12 protein-coding genes are annotated in these 13,698 nt (G+C 42.7%); all 12 read right to left on the bottom strand.

Annotated elements, in window-relative coordinates; all coding sequences use genetic code 11:
• Positions 1 to 26: 26 nt before the first annotated feature.
• Complete coding sequence (gene uvrA / locus BN1082_RS06610) at positions 27 to 2,900, bottom strand: excinuclease ABC subunit UvrA (protein WP_090632481.1); 2,874 nt, start codon at positions 2,898 to 2,900, stop codon at positions 27 to 29.
• 5 nt (positions 2,901 to 2,905) lie between these two features.
• Entirely contained in the window at positions 2,906 to 4,888 is a 1,983-nt protein-coding gene (uvrB, locus tag BN1082_RS06605; RefSeq protein WP_090632478.1) for an excinuclease ABC subunit UvrB, read from the bottom strand.
• A gap of 237 nt (positions 4,889 to 5,125) precedes the next feature.
• The gene (locus BN1082_RS06600; protein WP_090632474.1) at positions 5,126 to 5,359 is read right to left on the bottom strand and encodes a CsbA family protein; all 234 of its coding nucleotides are present in this window, start codon (positions 5,357 to 5,359) and stop codon (positions 5,126 to 5,128) included.
• 83 nt (positions 5,360 to 5,442) lie between these two features.
• Positions 5,443 to 5,664, bottom strand: coding sequence for a spore germination protein (locus tag BN1082_RS06595; protein ID WP_090632471.1), 222 nt, complete (start codon positions 5,662 to 5,664; stop codon positions 5,443 to 5,445).
• A gap of 144 nt (positions 5,665 to 5,808) precedes the next feature.
• Entirely contained in the window at positions 5,809 to 6,732 is a 924-nt protein-coding gene (locus BN1082_RS06590; RefSeq protein WP_090632467.1) for a cation diffusion facilitator family transporter, read from the bottom strand.
• Positions 6,733 to 6,773: 41 nt separating this feature from the next.
• Positions 6,774 to 8,882 carry a heavy metal translocating P-type ATPase gene (locus BN1082_RS06585; protein WP_090632464.1) on the bottom strand — a complete coding sequence of 703 codons (2,109 nt, stop codon included), beginning with the start codon at positions 8,880 to 8,882 and terminating at the stop codon, positions 6,774 to 6,776.
• Positions 8,883 to 8,911: 29 nt separating this feature from the next.
• Positions 8,912 to 9,280 carry an ArsR/SmtB family transcription factor gene (locus BN1082_RS06580; RefSeq protein ID WP_090632462.1) on the bottom strand — a complete coding sequence of 123 codons (369 nt, stop codon included), beginning with the start codon at positions 9,278 to 9,280 and terminating at the stop codon, positions 8,912 to 8,914.
• 220 nt (positions 9,281 to 9,500) lie between these two features.
• Positions 9,501 to 10,079, bottom strand: coding sequence for a YitT family protein (locus BN1082_RS06575; protein WP_425412113.1), 579 nt, complete (start codon positions 10,077 to 10,079; stop codon positions 9,501 to 9,503).
• 170 nt (positions 10,080 to 10,249) lie between these two features.
• Positions 10,250 to 10,483, bottom strand: a complete 234-nt coding sequence (locus BN1082_RS06570; protein WP_090632458.1) for a hypothetical protein — start codon at positions 10,481 to 10,483, stop codon at positions 10,250 to 10,252.
• Positions 10,484 to 10,512: 29 nt separating this feature from the next.
• Positions 10,513 to 11,085: an HMA2 domain-containing protein gene (locus tag BN1082_RS06565; RefSeq protein ID WP_090632455.1), complete on the bottom strand. Its 573-nt coding sequence runs from the start codon at positions 11,083 to 11,085 to the stop codon at positions 10,513 to 10,515.
• The gene (locus tag BN1082_RS06560; RefSeq protein WP_245640337.1) at positions 11,045 to 13,174 is read right to left on the bottom strand and encodes a heavy metal translocating P-type ATPase; all 2,130 of its coding nucleotides are present in this window, start codon (positions 13,172 to 13,174) and stop codon (positions 11,045 to 11,047) included. Before BN1082_RS06560 ends, BN1082_RS06565 begins: the two co-directional genes overlap by 41 nt.
• Positions 13,158 to 13,697 (bottom strand): HMA2 domain-containing protein, encoded by a 540-nt coding sequence (locus BN1082_RS06555; RefSeq protein ID WP_090632452.1) that lies wholly within the window; start codon positions 13,695 to 13,697, stop codon positions 13,158 to 13,160. The genes BN1082_RS06560 and BN1082_RS06555 overlap by 17 nt, the downstream gene beginning before the upstream one ends.
• Between the last annotated feature and the right edge of the window lies 1 nt (position 13,698).

Raw genomic sequence — 13,698 nt, 5'->3', positions numbered from 1 at the left:
AAAAAAAGAGCCAAAACCCATAGGGCTTAGCTCTTCACACTTTCTTTTTCGTCCATTTGTTTTTTCATTCGGAGCCGGTCACGTTCGAGGATCGGCTTTAAATAGCGGCCAGTGTATGATTCCGGTACTTCCGCAACCTTTTCTGGTGTTCCAGTGGCGATGATGGTACCACCTTTGTCGCCGCCCTCTGGTCCGAGGTCGATAAGGTAGTCGGCTGCTTTGATGACATCGAGATTGTGTTCGATGACCAAGACGGTGTCGCCATTTTCGACGAGTCGCTGCAGGACAACCAATAACCGAGAAATGTCATCGACATGCAGACCTGTTGTCGGTTCGTCCAAAATGTAAAAGGAGCGACCTGTTGAGCGACGGTGCAGCTCGGAGGCAAGCTTAACGCGCTGCGCCTCTCCACCGGATAAAGTGGTGGCGGGCTGACCTAAAGTGATGTAGCCGAGACCGACATCATAAATGGTTTGCAGCTTACGGCTGATTTTTGGAATGTTTTCGAAATATGACAATGCATCTTCAACTGTCATATCGAGAATATCGGAAATATTTTTGCCCTTGTACTTCACTTCGAGCGTTTCACGGTTATAGCGTTTCCCGTGACACACTTCGCAAGGAACATAAACATCAGGCAAAAAGTGCATTTCAATTTTTATAATGCCATCGCCTCGGCACGCTTCACAACGGCCGCCCTTCACATTAAAGCTGAAACGACCTTTTTTATAACCGCGTACTTTCGCTTCATTGGTTGAAGCAAACACGTCACGAATGTCATCGAAAACGCCGGTGTAGGTTGCCGGGTTGGAACGCGGCGTCCGACCAATTGGAGACTGGTCAATATCAATCACCTTTTCTAGATAATCGATCCCTTTAATACTTTTGTGTGCTCCCGGCTTGGATTTAGCTTTATTAAGCTTTTGGGCTAGCGATTTGTGTAAAATTTCATTTATCAAAGTACTTTTCCCAGAGCCAGAAACACCGGTAACCGCGATGAACATGCCAAGCGGGATCTTCACGTTTACATTTTTTAAATTGTTTTCGGATGCCCCTTTGATTTCGATATATCTGCCATCTGGCTTGCGGCGCTCAATCGGCAGCGGAATGAACTTTTTCCCAGATAAGTACTGTCCGGTCAGCGAGTTTGGATCGGCCATGACTTCCGCAGGTGTGCCGGCAGAAATCACTTCCCCACCGTGCACCCCGGCACCGGGACCGATATCAATTAAATAGTCGGCGGCAAGCATCGTATCTTCATCATGCTCAACAACAATCAAGGTATTTCCGATGTCGCGCATGCTTTGCAATGTCCCGATTAAACGGTCATTATCGCGTTGATGCAGACCAATGGACGGTTCGTCTAAAATATATAAAACCCCTGTTAAGCGTGAACCAATTTGTGTGGCAAGACGAATCCGCTGTGCTTCACCGCCGGAAAGTGTGCCGGCCGTTCGGCTCAAGGTTAAATAATCGAGTCCGACATTGACTAAAAAACCGAGACGCTCATTAATTTCACGTAAAATCAATCTAGCAATTTGGACTTCTTTTTCCGAAAGCTTTAATCCTGTGAAAAATTGCATCGCTTCTTCGATGGAATAATCTGTTACTTCAGCAACATGGCGACCGTTAATCAGCACCGCTAAACTTTCCTTTTTCAAGCGGTAGCCTTTACAGGTTGGGCATGACTGCTGGGCCATGTATTTTTCCATTTGTTCTCGAATGTAATCCGAGCTCGTTTCTTTATAACGGCGCTCCACATTTCGGATAACACCTTCAAATTCAATATAGCCGTCGCGGACTTGCCCAAAATCATTCTCGTAACGGAAATGAATTTTGTCACCGTTGGAACCGTATAAAATCTTTTCAAAAAGGTGTCCAGGTAGATCTTTAACCGGAATGTCCATATTGATTCCATAATGGTTGCAAACCGCTTCAAGCAGCTGCGGGTAATACTGTGAACTTGTTGGCTCCCAAGGAGCGATCGCGTGCTCTTTTAATGACAAATCACGGTTTGGAACGACGAGGTCAACATCCACTTCTAGTTTGGATCCAAGACCGTCGCACTCCGGACAAGCACCGAACGGACTGTTGAAAGAAAACATCCGTGGTTCGAGTTCCCCGATGGAAAAACCACAATGAGGACAGGAATGATTTTCGCTGAATAACAATTCTTCTTCACCCATGACGTCAACAATGACCTTGCCTTCGCCAAGACCGAGTGCAGTTTCAAGAGAATCTGCTACCCTTGCAGAAATGCCTTCTTTGACAACGATCCGGTCAACTACCACTTCGATCGAGTGCTTTTTATTTTTTTCAAGCTCGATATCATCTCCGATGTCGAGCATTTCGCCATCGACGCGAACGCGGACAAAGCCTTGCTTTTTAATATCTTCGAGGACCTTTACATGAGTTCCTTTTCTTCCGGAAACGACCGGGGCTAAGATCTGCATTTTCGTTCGTTCTGGAAATTCTAAAATTCGGTCAACCATTTGCTCAATGGTTTGCGAGGAAATTTCAATCCCATGATTCGGACAAGTCGGATGTCCGACACGCGCAAACAATAACCGTAAATAATCATAGATTTCTGTCACTGTTCCTACCGTGGATCGTGGGTTCCGGCTTGTTGTTTTTTGATCGATGGAAATCGCTGGGGACAGACCTTCGATGGCATCCACATCCGGCTTATCCATTTGCCCAAGGAATTGACGGGCATAGGCAGAAAGGGATTCAACATAGCGCCGCTGCCCTTCAGCATAAATCGTATCAAAGGCCAACGACGACTTTCCGGATCCGGAAAGCCCCGTTAACACTACAAGCTGATCTCTTGGAATGGTGACATCAATATTTTTTAAGTTATGAGCTCGTGCTCCCTTTACAATCAATTTATCCATTGCCATCGTTATTATAGTCCTTCCGCTTTCAATTCAAATAGTAAATCACGTAGCTCTGCCGCACGCTCAAAATCAAGCGCTTTGGCGGCTTCCTTCATTTCTTTTTCCATATCTCCAATTAAACGATCTCTTTCCTTTTTCGACATCTTCCCAAACGCTGCAGATGGTTTGTAATCTTCCTGTTCTTCTGCCGCATGAGTGGCGCGAATCACATCGCGAATACCCTTTTGAATTGTCTGCGGTGTAATGCCGTGCTTCCGGTTGTATTCCTCCTGGATAGAGCGACGGCGTTTCGTTTCGCTGATCGCTATTTCCATTGAATTCGTCATTTTATCAGCGTACATAATGACTTTCCCGTTGGCATTCCGGGCTGCCCGCCCAATTGTCTGGATGAGGGAGCGTTCCGAACGAAGGAAGCCTTCCTTATCAGCATCAAGAATCGTCACAAGCGAAACCTCCGGAATATCTAGCCCTTCCCGAAGAAGGTTGATTCCGACAAGGACATCGTATTTACCAAGACGGAGCTCACGGATGATTTCAATCCGCTCGAGCGTTTTCACTTCGGAATGCAAATACTGCACCTTAATGCCAATTTCTTTGAGATAATCGGTTAAATCCTCGGACATTTTTTTCGTTAAAGTGGTTACAAGGACCCGTTCGTTCCGCTTCACCCGTTCGTGAATTTCGCCAATCAAGTCGTCAATTTGACCTTGAATCGGCCGGACTTCTATCGTTGGATCCAAAAGGCCGGTCGGGCGGATGATTTGCTGGATCATTGTAGGCGTATGTTCAATTTCAAAGGGGCCAGGCGTCGCTGAAACATAAATGATGTTGTGAATATGTTTTTCAAATTCATCAAACATAAGCGGACGGTTGTCGAGCGCTGACGGCAGACGGAAGCCGTGTTCGACCAGCACTCCCTTCCGGGCCTTGTCACCATTGAACATTCCCCTGATTTGCGGCAGGGTCACGTGCGACTCGTCGATCACTATTAAGAAATCCTCGGGAAAATAATCAAGCAGCGTGTACGGTGTTGAACCTGCAGGACGCAATGTGAGATGACGCGAGTAATTCTCGATTCCCGAGCAGAAGCCCATTTCCCGCATCATTTCGAGGTCATAGCGTGTCCGCTGCTCAATCCGTTGTGCCTCAAGTAATTTATTTTGCTCACGAAGAACAGCAAGCCGTTCTTCTAGTTCTTTTTCAATATTTTCAATGGCAATTCGCATCTTTTCTTCTCGTGTTACGAAGTGGGATGCCGGAAAAATCGCGACATGGTCGCGCTCGCCGATGATTTCCCCTGTGAGGGCATCAACTTCACGAACTCGATCAATTTCATCGCCAAAAAACTCGACGCGGATACAATGCTCATCCCGGGAAACTGGGAAAATTTCCACTACGTCGCCGCGAACGCGGAACGTTCCCCGTTTAAAATCAATATCGTTTCGTTCATATTGGATATCGACTAGCTTACGAAGGAGCTGATTCCTTTCAATTTCCATTCCGGTGCGTAGCGACAACACCATCTCACTATATTCTTCCGGAGAACCGAGACCGTAAATGCACGAGACACTGGCGATGATGATGACATCCTTCCGCTCAAACAAGGAAGAGGTCGCCGAGTGGCGAAGTTTATCAATCTCATCGTTGATGCTGGCATCTTTTTCAATAAAGGTATCGGTCTGTGGAACGTAGGCTTCTGGTTGATAGTAATCGTAGTAGCTGACAAAGTACTCAACTGCATTGTTAGGAAAAAAATCTTTGAATTCACTATAAAGCTGGCCAGCGAGCGTTTTGTTATGGGCAATCACGAGTGTCGGTTTATTTATTTCTTTTATCACGTTTGAAACCGTAAACGTCTTACCGGTACCAGTTGCACCTAAAAGTGTTTGGTGGCGTTTGTTGCTGCGAATGCCTTCGACTAGTTGGCGTATTGCTTCCGGCTGATCCCCTTGCGGCGAATACTTCGAAACTAATTCAAATTGGTCCTTCACTTTTTTTCCTCCTATTTACTTTTCAGCTTCGAAAAACTGCGATCGGACCGGGTGCTCTGCTGAAAAGGTTCTCCGGTAAATTTCCATATAACCATTTTAACACAAAGCACTAAAAACTAACCAACAATATGCGAACTAATATTCGATTTTTTTAAAATTATCATGTGTTAGAGAGTGTAAAACGGAGAATCTAACCAACAAAAAAGCCTGCCAGAATAATCGCAGACTTAACAAGGACTAGATTTTTTTCACCGCCAGTGGCTTCATTTTAGTGGCAAGCCAAAAACCGGCCGTTAATGAAAAGGCATCGATGACGATGAGGACAAATGAATTTGTATATCCTTTATATACCGAACCAGCAATGAGGGCAACGGTTAAGGCCAAGCCGATCAACCGATTATACGTGACCCGGGTGAAAAGCAAAACAAGTAATCCTGGCATAATGAGTGCTGCTAAATATTCAATAACCAATGGGTACACCTCATTCTTACATTCCTGTTTATTTATTCTAAAAATTTATTCAGGAAATTGCAACCCATTTTGAGGAAAGAAAATTAACGATTACCGATTATAGGCTGTTCAATAACATGAGGGATAATATAATTCACTCCACTTCCACCATTATTGGCAAGAATGAGTCCCCCCGTGTTACCTGCCCCAGAACCTTCTCCAGTTTTCGACAAAGTTTTTGGAGTGGTATAGGCAGTGTCTCCAAAGTGGAGAACTCCAAACACAGTGACGTTCAAGATATCTACTTTACTAATAATTGAAGGCATAAGCACCTGCTCCCTTCCTATAATATTGACTCTCATTTTTCTTAATAGGCTATGTGCACTTGCCTATCCACGTTCTGATTTTTTAAAATTAGAAATGAAAAGAGGATGTCCCCCAAATCCTTTCGAGACATCCTCTTACATTATCTAATTACATGTACCATGCGGGCTCGGGCAGCCATTGGCGGCCCTTTCAACTTGAATGGTGCTATGTTCAATAGCAAACTCATCGTGGAGAATTTTTTGGGCACAGGAGAGAACCTCGTCATGAACTCCGTGATCCGCGATGGTAAGATGACAGCTTAAAATGGGATAGCCGGAGGTAATCGTCCAAATATGCAAGTCATGGACCTCTTTAACCATTGGAATCCTCCCTAATACTTTCTTGACTTGCTCACCATCAATTTGCTCTGGAGCCCCCTCCATTAATATATGAAAAGATTCCTTTGTGACCCTGAATGCACTAATTAAAATCAACGCAGAAACAATCACGCTGGCAAGAGGATCGGCAATGCCCCAACCGAAAAACATGATCAAGAGGGCAGCGACAATGGCGCCTACAGAACCAAGCATATCACCGAGTACGTGCAAAAAAGCACTTCGTACATTTAGATTTTCATCCTTGTCGCCTTTCATCAACATCCAAAAGGCGATGATGTTTACGACGAATCCTAATATCGAGACAAGCAGCATCCCAGTACTTTGTACCTCTTGTGGAGCGAATAAGCGGTGAAATGCTTCATAAAAGATTAAAACCGAGACAACGATTAAAGTTATACCATTCAGCGCGGCAGCGATAATTTCAAAGCGTTTGTAGCCGTAAGTTTTTTCTTGAGTGCCTTTTCTCTCCCCCAGCTTTACTGCAAAATAGCTTAATCCGAGCGATGCGACATCACTGAGCATATGACCTGCGTCCGATAGCAGGGTAAGGCTATTCGTGATGATTCCGCCAATCACTTCCACTACTAAAAAAGCAGAAATCAACAAAAAGGAACCAAGTAACGCTTTTTTATTGCTTGTATGTGAATGGCCATGTGCATGACCATGATGGTGATGATGATGGTGACCCATGTTAGCTCCCCCTAAATCCCCTCTAAACAAAAATGTACCAACTAAGCTATTTTCTTCTGAAAATCTTTGTCGATACGTGATGACGAGTCTTTTACCCTTAACAGCCTAAGCCCATTTAAAGTGACGAGCAGCGTTGTCCCCATATCAGCAAAAATCGCGATCCAAAGGGTTAACCAACCAGGAACAACCAGGAGTAGCGCCAGCAGTTTTACAGTAAGTGAGAAGGTGATGTTTTGCTTGATGATTCTTAATGTCTTTCGACTTAATTTGATCGTAAAAGGTAGTTTGTTAAGATCATCATTCATTAATGCGATGTCTGCCGTTTCAAGGGCGGTATCGGTTCCCGCTCCGCCCATCGCAATCCCAATGGTGGCTGAAGCAAGCGCCGGCGCATCATTGACCCCGTCGCCAACCATGGCAACACTCCCAAACTCCTCTTTTAGTTTTTTAATAAAGGTCCATTTATCCTGCGGAAGCAGTTCCGCTTCGGTGCCTGACACCCCAACGGAGCGGCCGATGACCTCGGCTGTGTTCTGATTATCACCTGTTAGCAAAATGGTTTGTTCAATTCCCATCCGATGAAGGCTCTCAACCACGGTTCGGCTGCTTTCACGCACTTCATCGGCGACTGCCATAAGAGCCAGAATCTCTTCGTTGGTGCCTACAATCATGACGGTTTTCCCTTGGGCCTGTAGCGTAGTGATTTGCTCCATGACCTCTACAGGGATAGCCGTAAACAGCTTGATATTCCCTATGAGATATTCCGTTCCAGCGATTGTGCCTTTAATCCCTTTTCCTGTTAGCGATGAAAAATCTTCAACTTGACGATCATGCTTTCCCGTTTTATTGAGAATAGCAGACGCGAGCGGGTGCTGCGACCTGCTTTCAAGGGCTGCAATTAACGCAAAGAGTTCATTAGGTTCCTTTTTATAAAAATCTACGAAATCCGTTACGACTGGCGTTCCTTTTGTCAATGTTCCGGTTTTGTCAAAAGCAATTGCCTTTAATGCTCCGGCTTGCTCGAGGAATGTTCCGCCTTTAATTAGCACACCGTTTCGCGCGGCATTGCCAATGGCCGTCACAATCGAAATCGGTGTGGAAATAACAAGGGCGCATGGACAGCCGACGACTAAAACAGCGAGACCTTGGTAAATCCATTGGTGCCAGGCACCGTTGAACAGAAGCGGCGGGACGAGGGCTACTAGTGCCGCAATTATCATGATGACCGGCGTGTAATACTTCGCAAATATGTCAACAAATCTTTGGGACGGTGCTTTTTCCCCTTGGGCTTCTTCTACTAAATGAATGATTTTTGCAATCGTTGTTTCCTCGCTGAGTTTGGTAACCTTGACTTCGAGATAGCCATCCTCGTTTAATGTTCCGGCGAAAACTTCGTCATCTATGGCTTTTGAGACAGGAAGGGATTCGCCAGTGATCGCTGCTTGATTGACGGTTGATGCTCCCTCAACAATCACGCCATCCATGGCGATCCTTTGCCCAGGCTTTACGAGCATCAAGTCGCCTACTTCGATCTCTTCTGCTTTTAATGTTAGCTCTTGCCCGTTCCGGATGATGGATGCTTCAGCCGGAGCGATTTCCATCATCGACCGAATCGAGGCCCGCGCTTTATCCATTGAATATCGTTCGAGCACCTCACTGATGGCGAAAAGAATGACGACGACCGCTCCTTCACGCCAATCACCGATGATTGCTGCTCCAATAATTGCTATGGTCATCAGTGTTTTCATATCAAATTCAAGTTGAATTAAATTTTTCAGCCCTGTTTTAAAAAGGGGAAATCCCCCTATTAAGATTGCGGCTGCGAAAAATATGTTTTCGGAAAAAAGATAGCCGGTCATGAGGAACAATAAAGCTGTCCCTAAGAGACCGTAACGTTTTAGGAAAGATTCTTTAGCAGGTGTCGGTTGCTTTTCACTTTCCGGAAAAATGGCTAATTTATCAAAGGCACCGGCTTTTTCTATATCTTCTATTGTGGCATTCCCGTAGATGGTAATCTTGGAAGCGCCAAAATTTATACTTGCATCGACAACACCATCCAGGTGTTTTAAGTTCTTTTCGAACTTAGCGGCACAGCTCGTTCAGGAAAAGCCTTGGACACGGTAAACTTGTTTTTCAATGGTTTCACCCATGGTCGAACACCTCTTTCTATATTGAGTGACTAGCTTCGTTCCGACACTTCTTCCTGATGAGCATAGGCAATATGAATAAGTTGCTTTACATGATCGTCATCGAGGGAATAATAAACAAGCTTGCCCTCTTTCCGGTATTTGGCGAGCCCAAGACTTTTTAAATGACGCAGATGGTGGGATGCAGTCGCTGTTGTAGCCCCGACAATGTGGGCGACATCACAGACACACAGTTCATCCTCAAGCGTAAGGGCATACGCAATTTTCATTCTTGTTTCATCGGATAATGCTTTAAAAATTTTGGTGATGTCAACGATATTTATTTTTTCCAACTGCTGCTGAACATGTGCAGTTTTCTCGTTATCTATACAGGTAATCTCACAAACATCTTGTTCCTTCATGCCATCCCCCTCTTACATTCAAATATTCGTTTGATTATATAATATTCAAATGGGCGTTTGAATGTCAATCATTTTGCAAAAAAAGGGCCTGCGACCTTTTACTGTCGGTTGACGTGGCTTTACTGTCGGATACCTACCTTTTTACTGTCGGTTAAAATGACTAAAATAACACAAAAAAAGTGCCCTAAAAGCGACTTTTAGGACACAATTCTCTAAGTTATTAATGAAAGTTAGATGATTTAGCCATTATAGCTGTAATGACTCCAATAATGATAATAGTTAAACAGGAAAACAGGAAGGTTTTTAAGTCCATTGTATAGAAAGCGAAGGTTACAATGAGACAGTCAATTACTAATATAATAACCCCAATATTTATGGAAAAAGATTTTGAGATCATCTGCGCTAATAAGTCTGTTCCTCCCGTGCTTATCTTATATCGAAGCATGAGACCCACACCCACCCCAATGAAAATGCCACCTAACAACACGCTTGGAAAAATGGAAAGATTAAATTGAGTTTTTAATGGTTCTAACCAATCAATAAGGATAGAGGCAGTAAATAAACCTAGAAAACTATTATAAAAAAGGGTTCGGTCATAAAACCAAGCATATAAACAGATCGGCATGCCTAAAAAGCACACAGCTACACCTGTTGGATAATCAAAATAATAATGCAGGATTAGTGCGATTCCTTCAACTCCACCATCTAACAAATGGTGAGGAACTAAAAATCCGTTTATTCCTATACTCAGTAAGAGACTACCAACAAAAACAACTAGTATCTTCAATAGAACATACATCTCACCTATAAATGTTATTTATATTGATATATATGTACAAGTCTTTAATTTCAGAATAAAATTCCGAGAACAAGCTCTCTAATCAATGGACACTGGGTCTGAAGAGCTTCTGAAATCCAATTAAACAAAGAGCAACCAAAAAATGGTTGCTCCTTGTAAAACCTATTGGTTTATCGAACGGCTGTTGCTTTTTTCTCTGCAATTAAGTCATCTAATCTTTCCTTTTGACTAACAAGATCTTCAAGAGTAAGGTCCGCTCTTGGTGCTTGGATACTTAAGCTCGGAAGATTATTTTGTACTAAACTTTTTAGTTGTCCATTGTTTTGTTCGTACAAACGGTAACCAACTGCTCCCACTACTGTACCTGATACAAACCCCATTAAAAAGTCTCTGTTTAAAGCCATGAAAATTCCCCCTAAAAATGATTTTATATTTAAAAAAGTCTTTGACTTCTTCTCATATCAGTAAATATTTCAAGAACATTGACTGCCCATGTGACAATTGCTACTTGTAGAATATTATTTGCACCTAAAGAGAACATGCTAACCATTCCTGTTAACACATCTGGATGTCTGATCTTGTTTTCCCCATGTGAAAGTACAGTATAGGCTGTTGAAATAACTGCCACATAATCAAATATATCTGGTCTCGGACTAATGCCCTTCCGTACATACGCAACTAAAATCAGAAACCCCGTACATATGGATCGGAATAAATCCTTTCTTATATCCGGTCTTACCTGCGCCATTAAGCGGTCCAGTGGGTCAAATTGTGTCTGCCTAAAAAACAGGGAGATGTAACGAAGAATCACATTCCTTCTCACTACATTAGGTTCATACTCTATGACCATGGACTGTATCAGTGGTTCAATTCTTACTTTTTCGATTCCTTTTAAAGCTGAAAACATTTGTTCAATATTCAAATAATCTTTTTTATCGGATAGGGCTGGAATAATGAGCCTTAGCCTACCAGTAATACTGTGAGCGATTCGATACTTTATTTCCACTCCCTCTTCCCCCTAATAGAATAATCTTTCCGCTGTTTAAGACAACAGCAATCGTTGCTGCATTATGAATGGCTGCTCCTATGACTGGCGTTATGTACCCAAGAGTGCCCATTAAGATCGCTCCACTATTGACTAATACTGTGACGATAAGGTTTTGATATATTAATTTCATTGTTTTTTGCGACATTTTTATCACTTCTGCTAAAGCTAATGGGTCATCAGCTGTCACAATGACATCCGCTGTTTCCACAGCGATATCGGTTCGTTTCGTTCCTAGGGTAATACCGACATTGGCATAGGCAAGAGCAGGAGCATCATTTACGCCATCACCGACCATCATTAAATGGTCCGTCTTACTTTTATACTTCATGACAAAATTAGCTTTATCTTCAGGAAGTGCCTCCGCAATAAATGCATCCATTCCCAGTTTATCTGCAATTTTTTTTGCAGGATGAAAGCGATCGCCTGTTAACATAATGACTTCATCGACGCCATGTCTCCGCAATTGATTGATCGTCTTTTTCATTCCTTCTCTTACTTTGTCTTCTAACACGATGATTCCAATAAGCTGAGTATCATATGATACAAACACCATATTTTCATCTTGATTAATCTCACTGTTCAACTTATTTAGTGGGTCTAGGGTTATATCCCAATCCGTTAAAAATAATTTACTTCCAACCAAAACTAACTTATCATTAATGATCGCCTTTATTCCTCTTCCGACAATCATCTCAATTTCCTTATGCTCTGGGATAGGAAGGTTTCGTTCATTTGCTTCATTACAGATGGCTTCAGCAATCGGATGCGAAGAATGCTCTTCTGCAGAAGCTGAAATGGCTAAAACATTGTCTTCTGTCCAATCTGAAAATGGAATCACTTTCGTCACGACCGGTCTTCCTTCTGTGACCGTTCCAGTCTTATCTAAAATAACGGTGTCAATTTGGGCTAGCTTTTCGATTGTTTGACCGCCTTTTAAAAGAATCCCATTTTTAGCGGCCAATCCAATAGAAGAAGAAATCGCCGTTGCTGTTGAAAGCTTTATGCCACATACATAATCAATCACTAGCATATTTAATACTTTATTCCAGTCTTTTGTTACGACATAGATTAAGCCTGCTAGAATAAAAGAAATAGGGACGAGCTTATCTGATAAACGATTGGCAATGGACTGTATCGGGGCTTGTTTGGTTTGTGCTTCTTCTATAAGGTGAATCATACGAGAAATCGCTGTATCGTCCCCAGCTTTTTCAACAAGAATCCTCACACTTCCTTCGACCACAACACTTCCAGCAAATACATTGTTACCCGTTGTCAGTTCTTTTGGGATGAATTCTCCCGTAATCGACGACTCGTCAATGGTGGCTACTCCAGCAACAATTTTCCCATCTACAACAACCTTTTCACCTTGAAAAACAACAACTTGATCTCCAACCTTTACTTGTTCAACAGGTACCCTTTCTTCTTTCCCCGTTTCATCTACTCTCCATACAGAATCAACCTTGACACTCAACATATCCCTTACGTAATTTCTTGTTTTATAGGCAGTAAACTCTGTCAACCACTCGCTAATGGTAGACATTAAGTATATGATGAGAGCTGATTTTGGGCTTCCTTTTAAAATCGATGCAAGTAACGCGGCAGAGGTTAGTGTATCAGCATTGGGTTTCCCCTTTGTCATAACAGCTACGATCCCATTCTTTATGATCTTTTGTGAGGAATAAAGAACAGCTAATGATGATGGTCTTAGAAGATTTGTGGTTCCTTGAGTTAAAATGGGTGATACTCTTGTTAGTTCAAAGACAAAGGCACTTAAACAGACGAGAACCTCAGCTATTGGGAATCTCGCTTTCTCTTGAGTCTCTTTTTTTGAATTTGAAAGTGTTCGATAAAGATCCTTCCATGTAACCCGAGTATCATGGTATATCAGGATCGATCCCGTTTCACCCGTATAGGAGGCTGAATAGACGAAAGGAATGGATCGAAAAATAGCTTCTATTTCCGCACCTTTTCCGTATTTTAATCCTAAGTTAAATCTTGTTCTCCCTGGAATGGAATGGATTAATGCAAGCTTATGTAGCATGGCCATTTCCTTTCTCTTTCGTAATAATGGTATATGACCAATATAGTAAACTACTTGAAAAAGCTGGATTGGCAGGAAGACCTATAACGCCATAAATGAGTAAGAATAAGGAGAGTAATGAATCAACATCTGCCTTACCAGCTGTTCTTTTTTTAATAAGTCCATCTACCGATGAAATAGTATTTTTCATGGTTTTCATAAGTTGTGCTTCAACATGTGGGAAAGCATTGACTGAGGTGTTAACGGCAAGCTCTAGAAGTTCTTCAAATTGCTGCGAGGTAAGATTGGGGACGACAAACTCTATTAATAGACTCCCAGTAATAGGAGATGCCTCTACATGTTTGACAATATGCAGCTGTCGAAATGTCTGTTCAAGATGGCTTGATACCGTTCCATCTTTCCATTGATCACATTTAAGCCTCACTCTTCCAGGCATCGCGTGAACAACTTCGATTTTTTGATCGTTTATGTACGAAAATAGCTTAGGAGCAATAAGTGAAGCTCCTAAACCCATAAGTGAAGAAATCATA

The sequence above is a fragment of the Neobacillus massiliamazoniensis genome, from assembly GCF_001048695.1.
Taxonomy (GTDB): Bacteria; Bacillota; Bacilli; order Bacillales; family Cytobacillaceae; genus Neobacillus; species Neobacillus massiliamazoniensis.
This window is presented reverse-complemented; position numbering and strand designations above follow the sequence as displayed.

What these genes read in the sequence shown, in the direction of transcription:
- BN1082_RS06580 (WP_090632462.1), bottom strand. Translation starts at nt 9,280, where the DNA reads ATGAAGGAACAAGATGTTTGTGAGATTACCTGTATAGATAACGAGAAA.
- BN1082_RS06570 (WP_090632458.1), bottom strand. Translation starts at nt 10,483, where the DNA reads ATGGCTTTAAACAGAGACTTTTTAATGGGGTTTGTATCAGGTACAGTA.
- BN1082_RS06575 (WP_425412113.1), bottom strand. Translation starts at nt 10,079, where the DNA reads ATGTATGTTCTATTGAAGATACTAGTTGTTTTTGTTGGTAGTCTCTTA.
- BN1082_RS06555 (WP_090632452.1), bottom strand. Translation starts at nt 13,697, where the DNA reads ATGATTTCTTCACTTATGGGTTTAGGAGCTTCACTTATTGCTCCTAAG.
- BN1082_RS06590 (WP_090632467.1), bottom strand. Translation starts at nt 6,732, where the DNA reads ATGGGTCACCATCATCATCACCATCATGGTCATGCACATGGCCATTCA.
- BN1082_RS06560 (WP_245640337.1), bottom strand. Translation starts at nt 13,174, where the DNA reads ATGGCCATGCTACATAAGCTTGCATTAATCCATTCCATTCCAGGGAGA.
- uvrA (WP_090632481.1), bottom strand. Translation starts at nt 2,900, where the DNA reads ATGGCAATGGATAAATTGATTGTAAAGGGAGCACGAGCTCATAACTTA.
- BN1082_RS06595 (WP_090632471.1), bottom strand. Translation starts at nt 5,664, where the DNA reads ATGCCTTCAATTATTAGTAAAGTAGATATCTTGAACGTCACTGTGTTT.